Consider the following 21,759-nt stretch of genomic DNA (forward strand, 5'->3'; position numbering starts at 1 on the left):
AGATGGCGGAGCCCGCTTTGTCCGAGACGAATATCGACGCGGCGGGCCTTGCCGTGCGTCTGCGCGCCGTCACCAAGACCTATGATAGCGGGGTAACCGCGCTGGGGCCGCTCGATCTCGACATTGCAAAAGGCGAATTCGTCTCGCTGCTCGGGCCTTCCGGCTGCGGAAAGTCCACCGCGTTGCGGTTGATCGCGGGCCTCGCTGTGCCGAGCGCTGGTACGGTGGACGTTTCCCATCGCGCCAGCAAAGCGGATGGGCGTCATCCCATTGGTTTCGTGTTTCAGGAGCCCACCTTGATGCCGTGGGCGAATGTGCACGACAACGTGCGCCTGCCGTTGAAGCTTGCGCATGTGACGGCGACGGAAGCCGACCGTCGGATCGATGACGCGCTGGCGCAGGTCGGACTGGCCGAGTTTGCCGATGCATACCCCCGCGAACTCTCCGGCGGCATGAAGATGCGGGTGTCGCTGGCGCGCGCACTCGTCACCGATCCGGACATCCTCCTACTGGACGAGCCGTTCGCGGCGCTCGACGAGATCACGCGCTTTCGCCTCAATAACGATCTGCTCGATCTCTGGCGCAAGTTGCACAAGACCGTCATCTTCGTCACCCATTCGGTGTTCGAGTCGGTCTATCTGTCGCAGCGGGTGATCGTGATGACAGCGCGGCCGGGCCGTCTTGCCCGCGAGTTTCGCGTCACGACATCGGAGCCGCGCGGGGAGGAGTTTCGCACCTCGGCGGAGTACGCTGCCCACTGCCGCGAAGTCTCCAGCGCGCTTACGCCGTCCTATTCCGGGCAGCGCAGCGCATGAGTTCCCTGCACAATATCGGCCGCATGCTGCTGCCCATCGTCGTGCTTAGTGTGGGCCTGGCGCTGTGGGAGCTCGTGGTCCGCGTCAACGACATCCAGCCCTATGTGCTGCCGAGCCCTTATGTCGTGTTTCAGACGCTGGTCAGCGACTGGCCGGTATTGTCGCAATCGCTCGGCGTCACCCTGCTCACCACGCTGGAAGGTTTCATCGCGGCCGCCGTCGGCGGCATCGCGCTGGCGTTATTGTTCAATCAGTCGAAATGGCTGGAACATTCGCTGTTTCCCTACGCCGTGATCCTGCAGGTGACGCCGGTCATCGCAATTGCGCCGCTATTGCTGATCTATCTGCCGCAGCAGACCGCGGTCATCGTCTGCGCCTGGATCGTGGGATTCTTCCCCGTTCTGTCCAACACCACGCTTGGGCTGAATTCGGTGGATCGCAATCTGGCGGGCCTGTTTCAGCTCTATGGCGCGTCACGGCTGCAGACGCTGCGCTATCTGAAACTGCCGGCGGCGCTGCCCTTTATTCTCGGCGGCTTGCGGATCGCCGGCGGCCTGTCGCTGATCGGCGCCGTGGTCGCCGAAATCGCGGCGGGCTCCGCGGGCTCGGGCTCGGGCCTGGCGTTCCGGATCGCCGAGTCCGGTTACCGCCTCAACATTCCCCGAATGTTCGCGGCGTTGCTGTTGCTGTCGGTGGCCGGGATTGTCATCTATGGGCTGCTGGCGCTAGTTTCGCACCTGGTATTACGGCGCTGGCATGAAAGCGCGCTTGGAAAGGAAAATTGATGGCTGCCGCTGATATTTCGTCCGAGAAGATCGATCTCCTGATCTATGGCCCGGTCAGGCCGATCCTGGAAAACGGCTTTTCGGATCAGTACGTCCTGCATATGGCGGAGAGCCGCGCCGACCTCGAGCGATTGACGCCGGATACGGTCGCGAAAATCCGCGGCATCGCGGTGACCTATCACATGGTGCCGGCAGACGCGAAGGCGCTGTCGCATTTCCCCAAGCTCGAAATCGTCGCGAGCTTCGGCGTCGGTTACGACCACGTCGATTCCGCTTACGCGCGCGAGCACAATATCGTCGTCACCAACACGCCCGACGTGCTGACGGAAGAAGTCGCCGACGTCGCGATGGGGCTGCTGATTTCGACCTTGCGCGAGTTCGTCAAGGCCGATCGCTATCTGCGCTCCGGGCTGTGGCAGGCGCAGAACTATCCGTTGAGCGCAGGCTCGCTGCGCGATCGCAAGGTCGGCATCGTCGGCATGGGCCGCATCGGGCAGGCGATCGGACGCCGGCTGGATGCCTCGCTTGTGCCGGTGTGCTATCACTCGCGCAACCCGTCCTCGGCCGTCTCCTACAAGCACTATCCCGACCTGCTGGAAATGGCGAAGGACGTGGATACGCTGGTCGTCATCGTGCCCGGCGGCGCCTCCACCGCCAAGATGATCAATGCCGATGTGCTCAAGGCGCTCGGCCCGCGCGGCGTCCTGATCAACGTCGCCCGTGGCTCTGTGGTCGATGAGCCGGCACTGGTCGCGGCGCTGAAATCCGGCACCATCCTCGCGGCCGGGCTCGACGTGTTCGCCAACGAGCCGAACGTGCCGGACGAACTGAAGGCCATGCAAAATGTCGTGCTGTTGCCACATATCGGCTCGGCTTCCGTGGTAACGCGGAACGCCATGGATCAGCTCGTCGTCGACAATCTGAAGAACTGGTTCGCCGGCAAGGCGCCGTTGACGCCGGTTCCGGAAACCCCGGTAAAGGGACGCTGATGTCGCTTGCGCGTTCGGGTATCGCAGCAGCAGCGCTGATGGCGCTGCTTACGCCCGCGTCGCCGTTGGCGGCGCAGGATGCTTCGAGCCTGAAGAAGGAAATGATCGGGCAGTGGGAGCTCGCCACCACCGAACGCAGCAAGACCTGTGTCGTCACGCTGAAGAGCGATACGACGTCGCAGGGGTTCAAGCTCGAGCTGGAGCCGAACTGTCCCAAGGCGTTGCCGTTCACCAAGGACATCACCGCCTGGAACATCAAGGGGCTGGATATCGTGCGGCTGCAGGATGCGGCCGGCCAGCCCGTGATCGACTTCACCGAGGTCGAGAGCGGCATCTTCGAAGGCCTGCGGAGCGGCGAGGGCGTCTACATCCTGCAGAACCTCGCCGCGGCGCGCTCGCTCGCCAAGTCGATGGACCAGATGATCGGCGACTGGTCGATGGTCCGCGGCAACGGCCGGCCGATCTGCGGCCTGACGCTGACCAACACCGAAGCGTCAGGCGATAATTTCCAGGTATTCTTGAAGCCGAAATGCGATCCCGCGGTCGCAGCCTTCGCGCCGACGGAGTGGCGGCTCGATCGTGGGCAGATGATCCTGACGTCGAAGTCCGGCGAGAGCTGGCAGTTCGAGGCCGACGACAATGCGCAGTGGCGGCGCGTGCCCGATACCGCCGATCCCCTGATCATGCTGCGGGGGCAGTAGCGTTCAGTCGTTCGGATCGTGAACCAGGGCGCGTACTCGTAAATCAGGCGCTCAGTCTTGGTCGCGCCTGATGTCGGCTCATCGCTCAACATCAGCATAAGAGCGGAGGTCGCCGAAGGGCCAAACGCGTCATTTCGACTATGCGCCGACTACTTCCGATCTAGCCCGATAAGCAGACATTTCCCGAGTCCGTCGGCATGTCTCAAAGGGGCCAGAACCGGAATTGGGTGTCGCCAGTGAAAATCATCGCCAAGTCGTTCGCCAGGAGCGCCCGATCCTGATCCACACTGCGTCGGCGGCGTCGCACTCGCTCGGCACGTTCCATCCGTCGATCATCAAATCGAGCTGACCTGCTGCCGTTTCAGGAGTTAGAAGTTGCACTGGCAACAGATCAAGCGCTGGCGCAAGGGCGAGCGACATTGTGCCTCCAACAAAGGTCCTACGATCGATTATCATGCCGCTCCCCCTTCCAGATTCTTCAATCGATGTCTTTGCAGTGCCGATAACGAAAATGCGGCGGCCTGGCCTTATCGCCTGGTGGCCACGGACAGGAGTTCGAAGCCGGCTCCCGCATCGTCGGCAGAAGTCGCAATGTTGCGAGCTTGTTCAAGCGCACGAAGCGTGGGCCGATTGTCGGCATTGATCCGCGCCAACTGAAGAGCCCTGCGACAATCGTTGCCGCTCCCAGCATAGAACTCAGCGCCGTGGTCCGCGAAGGCAAGCGGATGACGTTCGAGAAGCGAGTCGAAACCGGAGCGGGCCACTTTCATGCGTGCTTCGGATTCTTCAAACTTGCCTAGAGCGGCCAAGACGTCGGCAAGGCGCCAATCGACCTCCGGATCTCCAACCGTAACAATTGGCCGAAGTAATGCTTCGGCGTCGTCCAAACTGCCGTCTGAGGAATAAATCTCAGCCAAATGCACACGGGCTTTTGTGTACATCGGCAGGACCGCGATCGCCCGCCGATACCATTGGGCAGCCGTGGAAAACTCAGGCTCCGGCGCCAGTTCGCCCCAAAGCACGCCGAGTTGGAAACAAACCCTGGCAACAGGAAATGGCGACACATCGTGGGAGGCCCACAAGGCCTCTTTGTAAGCCCGGTCAGCGGCGACGAAGTCGTGAAGATCAGCTAACAGAGACCCCAGGGCAACAAAATCCTCCAGCCCGTGGTTTTCGTTTGCAATCCTGCGCCGCGCATCGAGCACGTTGTCGAGATTCGACCCGCACGCCTGATCGATATTCAATCGAAGGCGATCAACGTCCGCTGTGGGCGCGCCGCCAATCTCGGCTTGCACAAGATATTTTCTGGCCTCGGAAAATTTGTGCGCCATCGACGCCACTCGAGCCTGGATCAACATTACTCGCGCTGACGCAGCGTCCATTTGATTGAGCTGGACGGCCAATGCTTCGACACGATCAAGTGCGAATATGTCGCCGACGAACTGCAAGGCAAGCTGCTCGTGCTCGACCACAGTCTCGGCTACGCCGTTCCGTGTCGGATCCGCGAAGAACCTGGTCCAGGATCGTCGGCGCGCGCTCTCCAGATTGATGACGGCGATCTCGCCGTCGGTGGTCGGTGTGATGGCGCAATCTAGCTCCGGTGTAACGATCACTTTCCGGCTCCAAAGCGCGGCTTCAGGCTCTCCAATCCAGTTTTGAAAAGCGTTGACACAATCGTTCTGACGACAAGGTCGCCTTGGCCATTTCCGAGATACTGTGCTCGCCATTCGACGGAGCTACCGGTGCCACTGGGTTTGACCTCAAGCGTTCCAGTGTAGTCCGACGCCGGGATCCCGCTGATGTTCGTGTAACGATAAGACCTTGCGGAGTTGTCGGTTGCATCGAGGCGTTCGATAATTTGCTTGCCATCGATGGTCTCAATAACGCGCAGCTGTCCAATGCCGGTGCCGATCAGCTTGATATTGGCGATCAATGGATGCCAGTCGCCGCCGAATTGTCCGATCAATTCCCAAATCTTGTCCGGCGCAGCATTAAGGTTGACGCGTTCTGTCACATGTTGCAGTTCCAGATTCGGCGTGGCGAAGTACGGAAAGGTCTTGCTGCCCGGTTTCGTGGCCTTTGTCGTGCCGCCGCGAAGCAGCTCCCGATCGCGGTTCACTATCCATGTAAGCAAGACATCGATGACATTGGCATCGACCGTTCGTCCGCCACCAGTTTGATAGGTCTTGCCGTCAAGGGTACTTTTTTCGATCTCCATGTGACTAGTATCGTTGATCGGCTTGGCAACATCGAACAGTAGAAAGTCATCAAGAAACATATTAGCGTTTGCGGTTAGTGCTGCGGGTGTCCAATCCTGTCTGCCGTCGTGCATATCGTAGGCCGCCAAGCTATCCTTCAAGCGCTGAAGGAATAACGAACGAAATCCATCCGCAATCGCAAAAGGTGTTTGCTGGTTCCATAGGTCACGGAGATCATCGGCATCCTTGAGAAACGCACAATTGAGACGAACGTTGGTCTGTTCAGGGCGCCCAACCCAGTCGAGGCGCGAAGGCTCGTGCCCAACCAAGGCGTTTTGTCTGGCCAGCGGTACCGTTTCGGCAATGACACCAAACAAGGAGCCTCTGTCTGGCTCCAGGACCCGCCGGGTGTCGAACTCGATCACGATGCAGAGCACATTGTCGTTTTGCAGGAGGTTTTGAAACGGCCTCATAGCCGATACGATCCATGCGAGGATGAACGGATCGGAACGCAGGCCGGCAAAGACGCGGAAGGTGCCATCGGGAGTGGAGGCGCCCTTTTCGTCATTGACGACGACACGAAGCGTCTGGCCGTCGGGAAACGTGCAGGTGCCGCGCTGGATGGGTTTCTGGCCTGACGCGCCGCGTTCCAGAGTATCGAAACGAACACTGAAACGGATTTCCGGATCCGAGGTCACGAATTTCGTGGCGTCGCCCAAACCATTTACTTTTGCACGCCGAACTACGATCGAGTGGGTGATTGCGTTCGAGAACGTCGCGTCGCGGCCGCAAGTTGGAAAGACATTCGCAGCCAGTACCGTGCGTAATGGGTTCTCCGGGCTAGTGAAGGCAAACAGATCGGTCAAGTCCGCCGACGGGTCGCCGATTTGTCTCGGCCCATCGATGTGATCGGACATCGCCAGACTCCATTCATATCGGACTTAACTGCGCCAACCTGAACGTGACCGGTTCGCCAATCACGCCCGTGGCGGGGTTTGTCACGGCTTCTGCGGCTGGCTCGTTTCCGGCGGACCGCCGTATGGCGTGACGCGGCCCGGCTCTTCCGGAATTGACTTGAGATATTCGACAAGCGCCCACCGCTGATCGTCGCTCAGTAAGGGACCGACAACACCGTTGCCGCGCGGCCCATCCTGGAACGAGTGACCCGCGTTCGTGTTTCCGAGCAAGCTTGTATCCAAGACGAACGTGTTGGGCCCACAGGTCGTGTCGAACCCCACTTTGATCGGATCGAACTCGCTGGTGATGCAGAACTTTTTCGAACGCTCGCCAGTCGGCACCAGCATCTCGTAAAGGTTGGGTACTGATCCGTTGTGGAGGAAAGGCGGAGTAGCCCATACGCCGTCACGCGGCGCCGCCTTCCAGACCTGATCGGGTATTGGGGGCTGTGGCAGTTCTCGATAACCATTCAGCTCCACCAGCTCGGCTGGAGTCGGGTTCAGTTTTGCGACGGCCTTCTCCTCGACCGCGATCCGTATTGTTCGTGCGAGGTCATACATGGGAACAACATACTTCCCGCGAAACTGCGGCGGCAAATGATTGCTGAATTGACCAGTGACTGCGAATGGCCGGATGGCCTCGGACTGCGCGCGATCGGTGCCCATATAGGACTGCGGAACAAGGCCGACGAGAACGAAACGCTTGCCGTATTTGTTCGGCTCGGACCAGCGATACGGCCATGCATTGTGGCAACTCGCGCAGTGCTCCATAAACAGTGCCTTGCCGGTCTTGGCCTTTTCGCGGTCAATCTTTCCAAACACGTCCTCCGGCCAGCTTGGCGGCGCCAGTCGTTCCAACTGTTTTTCAACGCGTTGAAGCTCTGGAATGGCCGCATTAGAATCGTACAGCCCTTCGGCGGGAGTTTTGGCGTGCAGGTTGATGGGCATGAAGACGCCCATCGTCTCGCCCAGGTTTCGGTCCAGCGGGCTTTGAATATACGCCGCCCACTGTGTCCACAATCCATGCGGAGAGTTCCACAGGAACGGCGGCTTAACAGGCGCGATAGCCGTTGACGTGTTCTCGGGGATGCCAGGCAGAATGGCGGTCAGCCTGTTGTTGATCAGGCTGCGGGCATCAATTCGCGCCGGCCCCCAGGGCGAGGGGCTTGCAGAGCTTATTGTCGCGTATTGGTGTATCGCCGGGGCCTGATGTTCGAAGCGCTCGCGCAACTTGGCCTTAGCTTCGGGCCCTGCCGCTCCAAGCCGCGTCGCGAGCCGGTCGAATTTCGCCGCATCAGTCAGAGTCTCGCGTGTCGCTGCGTTGAGAGCCTGTATATAGGCTTGTATATCAAACGTGTTTGCAGACCCGCCGTCGATGCGAACGCGCTTGCCCTTGTAGTTCAGTTGCGTTTCGTGGCAGGCCGCGCACGTCGGGCCTGCATAGTCGCCTGCCGGCCAGTCCCCGATCGCAGTCGCGAGAGTCGTCTTGCTCATACCGATCGGTAGACCGTCCGGATTTATCCAGTTGGGTGCTCCGGGAATCAGGCCGTAGCGGACGCTGTTGGCGTCCGACCGGAATAGCTCCTGGCCGTTGGCAATTTCCAGATTCAAAAAGATGTCATAAGAGAGGATGGCCGAACCCTGCGAGAAGTTATAGTACCACTCGCGATCGTTCTGCGACCAACCCTGGTTGAGATAGATCACCGACTGATCCGGGGACGTTTGGGCCGCAGTTGGTGCAGGAAGTAAAACGCTCCCGGCACACGACAACGAGATCGCTAATGCAAGCGAAACAAACACTGCCGGATCGCGATTGCTTCGGAACATACTCGGTTCTCCTAAGGCTCGATCGCAGGGTTGTTTTAGCCCTGTGTCAGATCGTCTTCAACGCGCGGCTGTTTGATTTAGATCAAGACAACGATTGTGACGTGTTGGTGCCGCTTGCTAAGCGTCGCTCAACGATGTCCTAGTTGGGTTAAAGGCGGCGTTTAGAAAGTCGGCCAGTCACTTCCGGTCCACCCCGATAATCGGACGTCATCGGCGTCGGCCATCGCTTCGGGGAGCTGGACAAATTTTATCAAACCCCCTGTCGATCCGACGGCTTCCCGTTCGTCGTCTCCCATAGCGAGCCAGTTTTGCGGGCGATCACCGCCGCAACTCGCCCCAACGGGAGTTTCCTCATGCGGATCATGTACATCGTCACGTCCTCGCAGCCCGACAGGGGGCCGACCCCGGCCTTGATGGAGGCAATGGGCAAGCTCGCCGACCGGGAAATCAAGGCCGGGCGGATGCTCGACAGCGGCGGGTTGATGCCGATCGCCGTGGCCGGCGCACAGGTCAGGATAACGGACGGCAAGCTCGGCGTGATCGACGGGCCGTTCGTCGAGACCAAGGAACTGATCGGCGGTTACGCCATCTTCGAACACCGGGACATGGAAGAGGCGATGGCGGGCGCAAGGGAGTTCATGCAGCTCCACCTCGATCACATGCCGGGCTGGGACGGCACCTGCGAGGTTCGCGTAATGGCGACACCGGGCGTGGATGGTGCCTGCGATGTCGGCGTGCGTGCCCACGCATGATGCTAACGATCGGCGGACATCGTCGGCGGCGATGATTGCCGCCGACGTCAATCGCACCATTCTGGCGGTCTGGCGCATCGAACAGCCGCGCCTGATCACGGGCCTGTCCCGGATGCTGCGCGATGTGACGCTGGCCGAGGACCTGACGCAGGAAGCGCTGGTGGCGGCGCTCGAACATTGGCCTGTCACCGGCGTGCCGGACAAGCCCGGCGCGTGGCTGATGGCGACCGCCAAACGCCGCGCGCTCGACGATCTGCGCCGCCGCCGCATGCTCGCGCGCAAGCACGAGATGCTGACGCGCGAGCAGGAGCAGGAGCAACAGGCGATGCCCGATCCGGACGCCGCCCTCGATGACGATATCGGCGACGAGCTGCTGCGGCTGATTTTCACCGCCTGTCATCCGAAACTGTCGCGCGAAGCCCGCGCGGCGCTGGCGCTCAGGATGATCTGCGGCTTGACCACGGAAGAGATCGCGCGCGCCTTCCTGCAGCCGGAGGCGACGATTGCCCAGCGTATCGTGCGCGCCAAGCGCACGCTGTCGGAATCCGGGCTTACTTACGAAACCCCGCGCGGCGCGGAGGTTTCGGAGCGGCTCGCTTCGGTGCTGGAGGTCGTCTATCTCATCTTCAATGAAGGTTATGCGGCAGCGCGTGGCGACGAATGGCTACGGCCGCAGCTCTGCAACGACGCGCTGCGCATGGGCCGGGTGCTGACGCTGGTGGCGCCGCAGGAGGCCGAAGCCCACGGCCTGCTGGCGCTGATGGAGCTGAACGCGTCGCGCATCGCGGCGCGCACGGATGCAGCCGGCGATCCGATCCTGCTGATGGACCAGAACCGCGCGCGGTGGGACCGGCTTCAGATCCGCCGCGGGTTGCTGGCATTGGCGCGGGCGCACGGCCTCGGCGGCGGGCAGGGTTTCTACACGCTGCAAGCGGCGATCGTCGCCTGTCACGCCAGCGCCGGGACGCCTGCCGACACCGACTGGCCGCGCATCGCGAAACTCTATGCCGAACTTGCCGCACTGGTGCGTTCGCCCGTCATCGAGCTCAACCGCGCCGTGGCAGTCGGTATGGCCGAGGGACCGGCGGCCGCGCTTGTCATTGTCGATCAGTTGGCTCACGAGCCTGCGCTAAAAAACTATCATCTGCTGGGCAGTGTCCGCGGCGATCTGCTCTACAAGCTCGGCCGCTTTGCCGAAGCGCGCGCAGCATTCGAGGTTGCCGTGAAGCTCGCCGGCAACAAGCGCGAGCGGGAATTGATGATGCGGCGCGCAGATGAAGCACGCGATGCAGCTCGCAATCGTTCGCTGATTTCTGAATGAGCGAGGAATCTCGCGCACGCTAGAATTGCCGAATCCGCTGCAAATAAAGCCCTCTCGCTGCTCGTAGTACTACGGGCTTCGGAGTTCTGATTCCGAACACAGTGATTAACCAATCAGCACTATCGTCACTGCGACTCATTGTTTGATTTTTGGATTCGCCTTTCGGTCACGCGGTTCGGCGGCCCTTGGCGCTAGTTTCGAGGACGCGGCATGCCGGGACTTTTCCCTCGTCGATCAAACCTGTTCGGGACCGTCGTGGTTGCCGCCAGCATCGGGGCCATCAGCTTCGCCAGCATCGGCCTCGGCGCCGTCGTTGTCGGCGAGACGCGCCGCATCGATCTCGGCTCGAAGGCTGCGCCCGGGATCGATTCGATCAAGTCGCAATACAAGCGGCCGGCAACGATCCCGTTCCCGAAGGAAAATCCCTACACGCCGGAAAAGGCTGCGCTCGGCAAGAAGCTGTATTTCGATACCCGACTCTCGGTCTCGATGGCGCAATCCTGCGCGAGTTGTCACAGCCCGGGCTTCGGTTGGGGCGATGGTCTTGCCGTCGGTGTCGGTCACGGCATGGCCAAGCTCGGTCGTCACTCGCCGACCATCGTCAACGCCGCGTGGGGCGCCATCTTCATGTGGGACGGCAGGCTCGCCACCCTTGAAGAGCAGGCGCTCGGCCCGATCGAGGCCGCCGGCGAAATGAACATGCCGCTCAATCAGTTGATGGATCGGCTCGGGTCGATCAGCGAGTACAAGCCGCTGTTCGCCGCCGCCTTTCCCAGTGAGGGCATGAGCGCCAAGACGCTCGCCAAGGCGATCGCCACCTATGAACGCACCGTCGTCTCCGAACGAGCGCCGTTCGACGCCTGGATCGAAGGCAACGAGAAGGCGATCTCCGAAGAGGCCAAGCGCGGCTTCGCCGTCTTCAACGGCAAGGCAATGTGCTCGGCGTGTCATGAAGGCTGGAACTTCACCAACGACGGCTTCCAGGACATCGGCCTGCCGAGCAAGGATATCGGCCGCGGCGAGTTCGTGCCCGGCGTGGTCAAGATGCAGCATGCCTTCAAGACGCCGGGCCTGCGCGAGATCGAGCGCCGCAGCCCCTACATGCACGACGGATCGCTCGACACGCTGGAAGCCGTGGTCGAGCATTACGACCATGGCGGCGTCGACCGTCCCAGCCGCTCCGACCTGATGAAACCGCTGGGCCTCTCCGCTCAGGAAAAGGCCGATCTGGTCGCCTTCATGAAGACGCTCACCAGTAACCTCAGTCCGACCGCCGTGCCGGTCCTGCCCCGCTGATCTCAACCACTCCGTTCCAGGGAAAATTCCATGCACAAGACTATCGCCTTCGCTCTCGTCGTCCTCACCGGCTTTTCGGCTGGCGCGCTCGCCGCCAACCAGATGGTCTACCAGAAGGGAAGGGTGTTCTCTTCCGAGAACGTCTCCATCAAGAAGGGTGACGCGCTGACCTTCGTCAACGACGACAGCATTCCCCACAACCTGATGTCGGCCACCAAGGGCAGCGAATTCAACCTCGGCTCGCAGGCGCCCGGCACGTCGACGGACGTCACCTTCAAGGAAGCCGGCGACATTCAGGTGATCTGCGCGATCCATCCGCGGATGAAGATGATGGTGAAGGTTACGGACTAATCGCGCCAACGCCGCGCCGGAGATTTCTGATGTCGATCCGCTACAAGATTTTCGGCGCCTTCAGCGTTGTCATCCTGCTCGCCTGCGGGCTCGCATTCTACGGCATCCAGGGTATCTCCACCGCGGGCGACCTGGTGGTGCGGCTTTATGACGGCCCGCTGATGGGGATCAATCACGCGCGCTCGGCGCATGCAGGGCTGAACGAGGCGCGTCTCATCATGCAGCGCAGCCTGACCGAGGGGACGACGAGCGAAGCCGTGGCCCGCTACGAAAAGCTGGTTCGCAACATTTCCGAAGATCTCAACGTGGTCCGGGACCGGGTCCACAGCGCAAACGCCAAGGCTGCCCGCGAGAAGGCCGAAGCCAGCCTCCGCGGCTGGTCGAATGCCGGATTGAAAATCCTCAAGCCGGCGCCCGGCGGTCTGACCGAGATCCCCACGATCTTCGCGCTGACGCAGCAGGGTGACGAGGCTGTTGCGGCACTCGACGATCTCGTGGAACTGGTGGCGGCCTATGGCTTCGACTATCGGACCGAGGCGGAGGCGTCGGTCACCGCCGCACGCAGCGCCATGTTAGGCATCGCTGTGGGGACCGCGCTGGTCGGATTCTTGATCGCCATGGCCTTTGCCTATTCGCTCAGCAAGCCGATCTCGGCCGCGGTGCGCGTTGCCGAACGCGTGGCGGCCGGCAATTTCGCCGACGATATCGCGGTCCGGCGACGGGACGAACTGGGCCGGCTTCTCAAATCGCTTGCCGTGATGCAGGCGAGCCTGAAGGCCCGCGCCGATCAGGACCTGGCGCTGATGTCCTCCAAGGACGAGACGCATGCGCAACAGGTCAACCGGCGTCAGCGCATCGAGGCCGAGATAGAAGCCTTCCGTTCCACCTTCACCGCGGCGCTCGCCAACACCGACCGGATGACGGGCGAGTTGACGAACACCGCGCAAACCCTTTCCTCAATCGCGCACGCCGCGGGCAAGCAGTCGGTCGAGACGGCCTCCACCGCCGGCCAGACTTCGGCCAACGTTCAGACGGTAGCAAGCGCCGCGAGCCAGCTCGGCGATTCCGTGCAGGCGATCAAGACGCAGGTCAATGACGCTACCATGATCGTGCAGCGCGCCTCCGGCATGGCCGGGACGGCCAACGATACGATCCGGGCGCTGGCCAGCTCCACGCAACATATCGATGAGGTCGTGGGCTTCATCCGCAACATCGCCGGCCAGACCAACCTGCTGGCGCTCAACGCTACGATCGAGGCGGCACGCGCCGGCGAGGCTGGCCGCGGATTTGCGGTGGTCGCCTCGGAAGTCAAGGCGCTCGCCACCCAGACCGCGAAGGCGACCGAGGATATCTCCTCGCAGATCGCCGAGGTGCAATCGGCGACCAAGCAGGCGGTCGACAATGTCGGCGCCATTGCGTCGATCATGGACGAGATCGATCGCTTCACCGCGGCGATCGCCGATGCCGTCAGCCAGCAGAATGCAGCGACGAACGAAATATCGCGGAGCATCGGGCACGCCGCCGCCGGAACGGAAAGCGTTGCCCGAAGCATTGCCGGAACGGCCACCGCGACCGAGAACACCAATCGTTCCGCCGATCTGGTGCTGGCGACCGCGCGCGACCTCTCGGTTCAGGCAACCGATCTGCGCGCGTCCGTCGATCGCTTCCTCTCGAACGTCGCCGCGTAACGCCGGTCCGGCGTCCGCCCAACGTCAGATGAAGCGGAACTGCGAACGCTCGCGTTTGGCGAGTTTCGGGATAGCCTGCCCGAGGATGATGTTCTTGAAGTGATCGGTCTCTTGATGCTCGGCGAAGGCCGCTTCACCGGCGAACACTTCGTAGAAGAAGAATTCTCGCGGCTTTGCGATGTTCTGATGAATCTGGAACTCCCTGACGCCGGGCTCGCGCTGCGCCTGCGGCAGGAAATCCTTGAGAAGCCCGGCGACGACAGCTTCCTCGCCCGAATTGACTTCCCAGAATGCGGTGACGACCAGCTTCTGGTTTGCGTTGTTGGTGGTGGTCATGGCGTTCTCCTGTGAAACGGCCGGCTCTGAGCCGGCGAGCCAGCTCAGCATGGCCGATTTCGCGACAAGAATGCTTCGACATCAGACGAACTATGGTATCCATGTCGAGGCTGGAACCTGTCGGCTGATGCGCGCGTTGCTCCGGCGATTATTGGAGATCCGCATGGCGAAAAAGACCGTGCTCGCGATCGGCATCGAGCCTTCCTTCGTCGACTTCAGCGCCTTCCCCGGGCTCACGGCCGAACTGGTGATGAGCTACATCGCGGCGCAGATCGAGCGGCTTCGCGCGACGGGGTTTGAGGCCGATAGCTGCCTGATCGATCTCGGCGATACCGCCGAAGCCGTCGTGGCGGCGGCGCTGGGCGCCAAACACTACGACTGCGTGGTGATCGGCGCCGGCCTGCGCGAGCCGCGGGAGCGGCTGCATTTGTTCGAGCGGATCATCAATCTGGTTCACCTTGCCGCGCCGCAAAGCAGGATCTGCTTCAACACCACGCCGGCCGACACGACGGACGCCGTGCAGCGGTGGATCGCGCCGTGAGCGCGGCAGCGCTCAAGTCGTGCGGAAGGAGCCGGGCAGGCCCGTTTCACGCAACTGGAAGCGATCCGCGCTGACGGACGATCCTCCATATCCAGCCTAGGGCGGCAAGCGCGAGCCCGGCATACGTTGCCCATGCCTGCGGCTCTCCCATGGTCTGCAAAGTCAGGCCGCTCAGGAGGCACCAGAGCACGGGGATCGGCAGCAGCCATGGCACAAGCCTGCCGCGGGCGAGGAGCAGAACGCCGAGCGTCCCAATCACCGTAGGATCCGGCGCGATGCCGAAGACTTCCGACGAGGCCCAGCCGCGTCCCTGCAGCGGGGCAAGCAGCGGCTGTCCGAGAAGTGCGAAGCCTAGGATGAGATATGCAATCCAATCGCCAGGCCGGCGTTTCTCGAAGGCGAGGGCGCCAGACAGGGCTGCGATGAGAAGCAACGTGCCTTCAACGAAAAAAGCCGGCGCGATATAGGCGGCAACCCAGTTGATGGTGGTGTAGCGGTTCCACAGGAAGGACCAGCCGACGAAAATCCAAAGCATTGCGAGGATAGATGCGACCCAGCGCGCCGAGCTTCCCGGCCGCCACGCGATGAGCAGGAGGATGATAAGGCCGGCGTCGAACGTCACGAAGTGTAGAGGCCAGAGCGCCGCATTGTGCAATTCGAACATGCGCCAGTAGACGCGCGGCGAGAACAGCAGGAAATCCTCCGCCCGATAGGTCCACCATTCCGACATCAAAGCGCCTTCACGTGAGCGGCGATGCGCTGCCGCATGGCGGTATCAGGCATCGGTCCAGCCGCGGCCGAGAGGTTTTCACGCACATGGTCGACGCGCGTGGTCGCCGGAATGGCGACGGTGACGGCGGGGTGCGCGAGGATGAATTTCAGCATGAGCTCCGCCCAGCTCGATGCGCCGAGTTCGGCCGCCCATTCGGGCAGCGGCTTGTTCTTGAGCCGCTCGGTCAGCGCGCCCTGCCGGAATGGGCGGTTGACGATCACAGCTATGCCGCGCTCCGACGCCAGCGGCAGCAGCCGCGCCTCCGCCTCGCGGTCGACGACATTGTAGGAGAACTGCACGAAATCGATCGGCTCGCTCCGCATGATCTGCTCGATCAGATCATGGCGGCGGCCTTCGGACGTGGTGATACCGACATAGCGCACCGTGCCGGACGCCTTCATCTGGAATAGCGTCTGCAGATGCGGCTTCCAGGTAAGCAGATTGTGAACCTGAACCAGATCGAATTTCGGCACGCCCCAGTAGCGTCGCGATTGCTCGATCTGGGTCGGGCCTGCCGCTGCCGAGGACGTCCAGACCTTGTCGGCCGAGAACAGCGCTTGAGGTCGCCCGAGCTTTTGCAGGCCGTAGCCGACCACCGGTTGCGACGAGCCATACATCGGGGAGGAGTCGATCATGCGGCCGCCCGCCTCGAAGAAGGCGGCCATGACACCGGCGCATTCGTTCCGGAGCGCCGGATCGTCGCCGACGTTGAAGGTGATCCAGGTCCCCAGCCCGACGATCGGAATCTCCTCGCGACTTGAGGGTATCGGACGGCGGATGAGCCGGCCTTGCTGGGCATGCAGCGAGATTGGCAGGAGTGTCGCGGCGGCGGTCGCTGCCAGGGAGGCCTGCACGAACGTTCGGCGGGTCGTCCGCATCCTATGCTCCATTATCGCGGCGGGGAAACTCCCGCGCAAAAGGCGCTGAGTAACGGAACGCCGCCGCCAGCTTTGCAATACAGGATTGCAGATCAAGGCACTGGATCAAGTATGTAGTCGCGCACCGCGCTCAATCCAGGATCGACCGCTGACGTCGCGGGATGAACCGCAGTCTTTCAAACCTGCGCGAGCCGTCGCGCCTATTCGTCTTCGTCGGGCTCTCTGACGACCGGCGGCTCGTCGTCCGGCTCGTCGTCGTTGTCTTCGTCCTCGTCATCATCATCGTCATCGTTGGGGACACGCGGCGGCATCGCGCCGATGATGGTGACGAGTCTCCACTCGGCCCCGGAATGGTTCTCAGGGATGCGCTGGGTCATGGTCGGCTCCCTTCCAAGTTTCGCGACATCATGCGCGCGGATGTCATGGCGCAAGCGGCCATTGAACCGGATTTGAGGCTCGCGCTTCGCATGGCCTCAATGCGCACTGAAGGTGAGGCCGGCGCGTTCCTTCAGTCGCTTGCGCAACGCCGGACCCATCAGCGCGCCCGGCGTCCAGGCGCCGCCCTCGCCCTGCACGTCGCGCACGAGGCAGAGAGCGCTCTCGGTGATCATCTTGCTGGTCGAGCCGTAGCCTGGATCGCGGTCGCCCGTGACTACCGCCTCAACCCGTCCGCCGTCCGGCAGTTCCCCCACAAAGAGGATGTCGTAAAAACCCTTCTCGCGCACTTCCCGAGTCGGGCCTGCGCCAGATTTGAGACCGCCGGTCCCGAACATGGAAACCAGCGTGGCGAACGCCTCCGTCGTCACGCCGGCGACTTCCCCGAGTCCTGGCGCGACCATCATCTCGTCATAAACGAAGTCCGTGCCGTAGGGATGACCCAGCAGGAAATTGGTGCGGTGCACGTTCTTGGTGTTGACCGGCGCCATTGGAAACGGCACGAGCAACGCGTTCAGGCTCGGGTCGTATTCGGGGATGAGGCCCGACGGCTGAGACGGCCCGGTGAAGCCCGGCGTCAATGCGAAGGGATCGGCCAGCAACCGGATCAGGGCCGGGTCGCGCGCGGCGGCGGCCAATGTCGCTTGGGCGCTCGCCGCGGTGCCGCCGGACATCCCGCCTTTGACCTTGCGCAGCCGAGCCTTCACCCGCCGCGCCGGGCGTCCGAACTTCTCGCGGGCCTTCTCCTGCAACGTGAGCACGCCGAGATCGAACGGGATGGAATCGAAGCCGCACGAGAACACGATGCGCGCGCCGGTCCGTTTCGCTTCGTCGTGATAGGCGTCGATCATGCGCCGCATCCAGGCTGGTTCGCCGCACAAATCGACATAGCCGGTGCCGGTGGCCGCGCAGGCCGCCACAAGCTCGGGACCGTAGCGCTGATAAGGCCCGACCGTCGTGATGATCACGGCTGCACGCTCGCACATCGACCGCAGGCTGGCCGGCTCGGAGGAGTCCGCCTTCACCAAAGGCAGATCATCCGGTGCCCCGATGTCGGCCCGCACCTTCTCCAGCTTGTCGGTCGAGCGTCCAGCGATCGCCCAGGACGGAGCATCATCGCCGCGATAGGACGTCGCCAGATATTCGGCGATCAGGCGGCCGGTGTAGCCAGTCGCACCATAGACGATGAGGTCGAGCTCCCGCTTCACGACGTTGTCCTCCATCGCGTTTGATGGAGGATACCACAGTTCCCGTCTTTAGGGCGCGATGTCCGGTTGGTGGGAGAGGACCGCGCGAGGCAAGTCCAGTCTACCCCTGGACTGCGAGCACCCGGGGGCGTCTTCGAGTTCCGTCGGTTGGGGGGCATCCGGAAATACAAGGCATCCCAATTTCAGCCGCAGGTCAATTCCGCTAGACTTCTGCGGCGAACGGGGTGTGAACGCGACCTTGAAAGCCCGCGGTTCTAACCCGGCGGCTCAGAGCCGACACTCGTTTGATTGCGAATCATGGCGTCAGCGATGCGGCTCGCAGCGTGCAGGCGACCAATGACCCGGACAACTTCTTCCGCATTATCCAGAATATCGCTCCGGCGAGGGAGTAGAGCATCATGGAGGTGCAGATGGCTGATCAATGGCTATTCAAGAGCGAGACTTATGATAACTGCAATTGCGCCATGAACTGTGGTTGCCAGTTCAACCTGCCGAGTACTCACGGCTATTGCCAGTCGGCCTTCGTCGGCACCATCGTTGAAGGCCATTTCAACGATACGCCGCTCTCAGGCTTGAACTGGGCGGCGCTGTACAAATGGCCTGGCGAAATCAAGGACGGCGGCGGCCGGCGCCAGATCGTTGTCGACGAGCGTGCAGATGAAGCTCAACGGATCGCGCTTGAAACGATCGTGTCAGGCAAGGCATGCGAACCCTTGAGCAATCTTTTCGCAGTGTTCGCGTCCACATGCTCGGAATTTTGCAAGACGTTGTTCCTGCCGATTGATCTTGATGTGGACCTGGAACGCAGAGCCGCGAGGGTAGAGATACCCGGCGTCATGCGGAGCATCGGCAGGCCGAAGATCAACGAGTTCACCGGGCAACCATTCCACATTGCGCTGGCGCGTCCCAGTGGAAGTTTCGAGTTCACCTACGCAGAAATCGGGCTGGGTACCACGTTGGTCACAGGTGACATGGACATGGCGTATGAAGATTCATGGGCGCATTTTTGTGTTCACCACTTCGATCAGGATGGCCTGGTCAGGCAAAGATCAAGGCTAACGGCATGGCTTGGCGCATGACCCGGCGTTCCCGTGCACGGCACCCATCAGTCGGTTGGCCGTGCCGATGGCTCAGAACGACCCCGTCACCGAGCCGAGTGCGATGACGGCGGCGAGGGCGACGAGTGGGCCGACGATGCCGGCCATGACGATATCGCGATAGCTGTCCCGGTGCGTCGATCCGCAGACGGCGAGCAGCGTGACGATCGCGCCGTTATGCGGCAGGGTGTCGAGTGTACCCGAACTGATCACCGCCACGCGATGCAGCAGCGCGGGATCGAGCCCGATCTCCGCCGCGCGCGCCAAATACGTTCCCCCAAGTGCGTCGAGCGCAATGGTCAGCCCGCCCGATGCCGAGCCGGTGAGCGCGGCGAGCACATTGGTCGCCACCGCGAGCGAGACCAGCGGTCCGCCGCCGATGCCGAGCACGGCGTCGCGCACGACATCGAAGGCGGGCATCGCCGCCACCACGGCACCGAAGCCGACCAGACTGGCAACGCTCACAGCCGGCAGTACGGCGGCGTTGGCGCCGGCGTCCATGGTTGAACGCAGGGACGGCAATCGCCGATGGTTGACGGCGAGGACCGCCGCGATCGCACAGGCGAGGGCTGTGATCACAGCCCATACGCCGCCGACGGCTGCGAGCGACGTTCCGCCCCAGCGCGCGTCGGCGAGGAAGCTTGTGTCGAGCGCCGGCAGGATGAACAACGACATCGCGAGATTGACGACGATCACCACGACAAGCGGCAGTCCTGCGAGCACAGCCGACGGCGGCGCGTCGGTTGCTGCACCATGTAGGATCTCCGCCGGATCGAACTCGCGCGCGGTGGTGGCGCGTTCGCGCAGCTTTTCGTCGGAGGCAAGATGTGCGGAAGGCATCGGCACGCCATCGCCAAAGCCTTCGCCGCTGTTTCTTGCGTTGGCCTGTTCGCGGTTGAGCCACCACAGGCCGAACCCGAGCATGATCAACGATGCCAGAATGCCAAGGCCGGGCGCGGCAAATGGCGTGGTGCCGAAGAACGGCATCGGGATCGCGTTCTGGATCGACGGTGTGCCGGGTAGCGCCGACATGGTGAAGGTGGAGGTGCCGAGGGCGATCGCCGCCGGCATCAGCCGCCGCGGGATGCCGGCGTTGCGAAACAGCTCGTGCGCCATCGGCGCGAGCACGAAGAAGGCGACGAACAGGCTGACGCCGCCATAGGTGACAAGCGCTCCGGCGAGAACCACCGCGAGCACAGCCCGCCGCGTGCCCAGCCGCTGCGTCATGAAGTTCGCGATCGCGACAACCGAACCGCTGTCTTCCATCAGCTTGCCGAACAGGGCGCCGAGCAGAAACAGCGGAAAGAACTGGGCCAGAAAACCGGCAGCGCTGACCATGAAGGTCTGGGTCCAGTGGGCCAGCAGCGGTTCGCGGGAAAACAGCGCGGCAACCAGCGCGGCAAGCGGCGCGAGCAGCAGCACGCTCCAGCCCCGATACGCGAACAGCATCAGAAGCCCGAGACCGATCAGGATGCCGAGAAGGCCCAACAGAGTCATCGCTCCTAGCACTCCGCCAGCAGTACATCGAGATCGGCGGTGGAGCGCCGGCCGAGGTCGCCACCGTGTGCCTTGAGGAAGGCGTCGGCGCTCTTGCGGCCCTCTTCCCTGAGCAGCGAAACGAACTCCCATTCCGCGTTGAGTTTGGACGATGCGCCGAATTGCGCGAGCGTGTCGGTCATGATCCGGTGCGTGCGCATTCCGGCCCAGCGCGCGCCCTCGCCGTGTCCGGGGTCCGCCACCTGGCGCAGCAGCGCCATCATGCGCAATTCCTTCATCAGTGGCGAGTTGAAGGAGATTTCGTTGAGGCGGTTGAGGATCTCGTTTGCCGTGCGCGGCGGCTCCTGTCGTTCGCGCGGATTGATCTGCACCAGAATGGTGTCACACGCGTCGCTTTCGCGCACCAGCGGCGTCAGCGTCGGATTGCCGGCATAGCCGCCATCCCAGAACGGTTCGCCGTCGATCTCGATCGCGTGGAACATGGTCGGCAGGCAGGCCGAGGCCAGCAGCACGTCGGCGGTGATCTCCTTGTTGCGGAAGATGCGGCCGCGGCCGGTGCGCACACTGGTGGCGGTGACGAACAGCCTGATCGGCGCGCGGGCGAGCCGGTCGAAATCGATGCTCTCGGCGAGGATGGCGCGCAGCGGGTTGAGGCCGAGCGGGTTGAGATCGTAGGGCGAAACCACGCGGGCCATCAGGTCCATGGCGACATAGGCGGGCGAGGTGTCCAGCGTCCAGCGGCCCATCATCCGGTCGAGCGGCGAGCGCTGCAGCGGGCTGAACGCCGCAGCCTGCGACACGCGCCGCCAATAGGCCGCGAGCGCCGCCCGCGCGCCTTCGGCTCCGCCTTGCGTCCATCCGTCGGCCACCAGGGCTGCATTCATCGCGCCCGCCGACGTGCCGGAGATCGCCTCGATCCGCAGCCACGGCTCCTCGGTCAGCCGATCGAGCACGCCCCAGGTGAACGCGCCATGGGAGCCGCCACCCTGCAACGCGAGGTCGATCAGGACGGGTTCGCGCGCTGTTTCGTTCATCGTCACCCTCGTTGGCCGGAGATGAAGCGACACTCAATTCAGGACGTTCCGAAACCACCTCTCGACTCTGCGTAGGATCGACGCAGCAGCGCGAACAGGCTGCCGCCTGTCGCTGCGCCCAGCAGGTAGGCGACGGCGGCCAGCAGCGCGAGCGGTACCCGGGCATTCAAGCCGAGGAACGACATGGTGACGATCTCGAAGTTCTGCAGCGCGAAGATGACGGTCGCGGCGACGAACAGAATGATGACGGCGAGGTAGATCCAGCGCATGGGCGCCTCCCTT

22 protein-coding genes are annotated in these 21,759 nt (G+C 62.7%); 11 read left to right on the forward strand and 11 right to left on the reverse strand.

All coding sequences use genetic code 11. The features are described 5' to 3' along the window. Window positions 1-2 precede the first annotated feature (2 nt). The 4 genes from CQ12_RS33870 to CQ12_RS33885 are packed head-to-tail and all read left to right on the forward strand — an operon-like array spanning window position 3 to window position 3,290. On the forward strand, window positions 3-815 hold the full coding sequence (locus CQ12_RS33870; protein WP_057839622.1) for an ABC transporter ATP-binding protein: 813 nt from the start codon (window positions 3-5) through the stop codon (window positions 813-815). Window positions 816-838: 23 nt separating this feature from the next. After that, window positions 839-1,600, forward strand: coding sequence for an ABC transporter permease (locus CQ12_RS33875; RefSeq protein ID WP_245310280.1), 762 nt, complete (start codon window positions 839-841; stop codon window positions 1,598-1,600). Next, window positions 1,600-2,589 (forward strand): 2-hydroxyacid dehydrogenase, encoded by a 990-nt coding sequence (locus tag CQ12_RS33880; protein WP_057839624.1) that lies wholly within the window; start codon window positions 1,600-1,602, stop codon window positions 2,587-2,589. Before CQ12_RS33875 ends, CQ12_RS33880 begins: the two co-directional genes overlap by 1 nt. Before the next feature lie 38 nt (window positions 2,590-2,627). After that, a complete protein-coding gene (locus CQ12_RS33885) occupies window positions 2,628-3,290 on the forward strand; it encodes a protease inhibitor Inh/omp19 family protein (protein ID WP_245310281.1) in 663 nt (220 codons plus the stop codon). A gap of 527 nt (window positions 3,291-3,817) precedes the next feature. Here the strand turns inward: CQ12_RS33885 and CQ12_RS33890 are convergent. The 3 genes from CQ12_RS33890 to CQ12_RS33900 form a co-directional block, all read right to left on the reverse strand. Beyond that, the gene (locus CQ12_RS33890) at window positions 3,818-4,903 is read right to left on the reverse strand and encodes a tetratricopeptide repeat protein (protein WP_057839626.1); all 1,086 of its coding nucleotides are present in this window, start codon (window positions 4,901-4,903) and stop codon (window positions 3,818-3,820) included. Continuing rightward, a complete protein-coding gene (locus CQ12_RS33895; protein WP_083519590.1) occupies window positions 4,900-6,405 on the reverse strand; it encodes a DUF4331 family protein in 1,506 nt (501 codons plus the stop codon). The genes CQ12_RS33890 and CQ12_RS33895 overlap by 4 nt, the downstream gene beginning before the upstream one ends. 81 nt (window positions 6,406-6,486) lie before the next feature. Continuing rightward, window positions 6,487-8,148 carry a di-heme-cytochrome C peroxidase gene (locus tag CQ12_RS33900; RefSeq protein WP_057839628.1) on the reverse strand — a complete coding sequence of 554 codons (1,662 nt, stop codon included), beginning with the start codon at window positions 8,146-8,148 and terminating at the stop codon, window positions 6,487-6,489. Window positions 8,149-8,624: 476 nt separating this feature from the next. On the opposite strand from CQ12_RS33900, the gene CQ12_RS33905 reads away from it, so the two are divergent. The 5 genes from CQ12_RS33905 to CQ12_RS33925 all read left to right on the forward strand — a co-directional run bounded on the left by CQ12_RS33905 (window position 8,625) and on the right by CQ12_RS33925 (window position 13,679). Continuing rightward, window positions 8,625-9,023: a YciI family protein gene (locus CQ12_RS33905; RefSeq protein ID WP_057839629.1), complete on the forward strand. Its 399-nt coding sequence runs from the start codon at window positions 8,625-8,627 to the stop codon at window positions 9,021-9,023. A 31-nt stretch (window positions 9,024-9,054) separates the two neighbouring features. Further along, complete coding sequence (locus CQ12_RS33910; protein WP_057839630.1) at window positions 9,055-10,344, forward strand: RNA polymerase sigma factor; 1,290 nt, start codon at window positions 9,055-9,057, stop codon at window positions 10,342-10,344. A 210-nt stretch (window positions 10,345-10,554) separates the two neighbouring features. After that, window positions 10,555-11,640 (forward strand): cytochrome-c peroxidase, encoded by a 1,086-nt coding sequence (locus CQ12_RS33915; RefSeq protein WP_083519591.1) that lies wholly within the window; start codon window positions 10,555-10,557, stop codon window positions 11,638-11,640. A 30-nt stretch (window positions 11,641-11,670) separates the two neighbouring features. Continuing rightward, complete coding sequence (locus tag CQ12_RS33920; RefSeq protein ID WP_057839631.1) at window positions 11,671-11,991, forward strand: cupredoxin domain-containing protein; 321 nt, start codon at window positions 11,671-11,673, stop codon at window positions 11,989-11,991. A gap of 29 nt (window positions 11,992-12,020) precedes the next feature. Beyond that, window positions 12,021-13,679: a methyl-accepting chemotaxis protein gene (locus CQ12_RS33925; protein WP_057839632.1), complete on the forward strand. Its 1,659-nt coding sequence runs from the start codon at window positions 12,021-12,023 to the stop codon at window positions 13,677-13,679. A gap of 24 nt (window positions 13,680-13,703) precedes the next feature. On the opposite strand, the gene CQ12_RS33930 is transcribed toward CQ12_RS33925, so the two are convergent. Continuing rightward, window positions 13,704-14,015 carry a putative quinol monooxygenase gene (locus CQ12_RS33930; protein WP_057839725.1) on the reverse strand — a complete coding sequence of 104 codons (312 nt, stop codon included), beginning with the start codon at window positions 14,013-14,015 and terminating at the stop codon, window positions 13,704-13,706. Between the two features lie 163 nt (window positions 14,016-14,178). Here CQ12_RS33930 and CQ12_RS33935 point away from each other — a divergent pair, with 163 nt between their 5' ends. Continuing rightward, on the forward strand, window positions 14,179-14,556 hold the full coding sequence (locus CQ12_RS33935) for a hypothetical protein (RefSeq protein ID WP_057839726.1): 378 nt from the start codon (window positions 14,179-14,181) through the stop codon (window positions 14,554-14,556). Between the two features lie 46 nt (window positions 14,557-14,602). On the opposite strand, the gene CQ12_RS33940 is transcribed toward CQ12_RS33935, so the two are convergent. The 4 genes from CQ12_RS33940 to CQ12_RS33955 form a co-directional block, all read right to left on the reverse strand. After that, window positions 14,603-15,220, reverse strand: coding sequence for a DUF6064 family protein (locus CQ12_RS33940; RefSeq protein WP_245310278.1), 618 nt, complete (start codon window positions 15,218-15,220; stop codon window positions 14,603-14,605). A 65-nt stretch (window positions 15,221-15,285) separates the two neighbouring features. Further along, complete coding sequence (locus tag CQ12_RS33945) at window positions 15,286-16,206, reverse strand: aldo/keto reductase (RefSeq protein WP_083519592.1); 921 nt, start codon at window positions 16,204-16,206, stop codon at window positions 15,286-15,288. Window positions 16,207-16,406: 200 nt separating this feature from the next. After that, entirely contained in the window at window positions 16,407-16,583 is a 177-nt protein-coding gene (locus tag CQ12_RS45335) for a hypothetical protein (RefSeq protein WP_198164322.1), read from the reverse strand. 96 nt (window positions 16,584-16,679) lie between these two features. Continuing rightward, window positions 16,680-17,849 (reverse strand): saccharopine dehydrogenase family protein, encoded by a 1,170-nt coding sequence (locus CQ12_RS33955; RefSeq protein WP_057839728.1) that lies wholly within the window; start codon window positions 17,847-17,849, stop codon window positions 16,680-16,682. 398 nt (window positions 17,850-18,247) lie between these two features. Here CQ12_RS33955 and CQ12_RS33960 point away from each other — a divergent pair, with 398 nt between their 5' ends. Continuing rightward, window positions 18,248-18,928, forward strand: a complete 681-nt coding sequence (locus CQ12_RS33960) for a DUF1326 domain-containing protein (protein WP_157088644.1) — start codon at window positions 18,248-18,250, stop codon at window positions 18,926-18,928. Window positions 18,929-18,979: 51 nt separating this feature from the next. Here CQ12_RS33960 and CQ12_RS33965 read toward each other — a convergent pair whose 3' ends face one another. From CQ12_RS33965 to CQ12_RS33975, 3 genes are read right to left on the reverse strand one after another with little or no spacing between them, the layout of a single operon-like run. Beyond that, on the reverse strand, window positions 18,980-20,434 hold the full coding sequence (locus tag CQ12_RS33965; RefSeq protein ID WP_057839730.1) for a GntP family permease: 1,455 nt from the start codon (window positions 20,432-20,434) through the stop codon (window positions 18,980-18,982). A gap of 14 nt (window positions 20,435-20,448) precedes the next feature. Next, window positions 20,449-21,477 (reverse strand): patatin-like phospholipase family protein, encoded by a 1,029-nt coding sequence (locus tag CQ12_RS33970; protein ID WP_057839635.1) that lies wholly within the window; start codon window positions 21,475-21,477, stop codon window positions 20,449-20,451. Window positions 21,478-21,515: 38 nt separating this feature from the next. Then, window positions 21,516-21,746 carry a LapA family protein gene (locus tag CQ12_RS33975; protein WP_057839731.1) on the reverse strand — a complete coding sequence of 77 codons (231 nt, stop codon included), beginning with the start codon at window positions 21,744-21,746 and terminating at the stop codon, window positions 21,516-21,518. Window positions 21,747-21,759 lie beyond the last annotated feature (13 nt).

The organism is Bradyrhizobium jicamae (genome assembly GCF_001440395.1).
In the GTDB taxonomy this organism is placed as follows: Bacteria; Pseudomonadota; Alphaproteobacteria; order Rhizobiales; family Xanthobacteraceae; genus Bradyrhizobium; species Bradyrhizobium jicamae.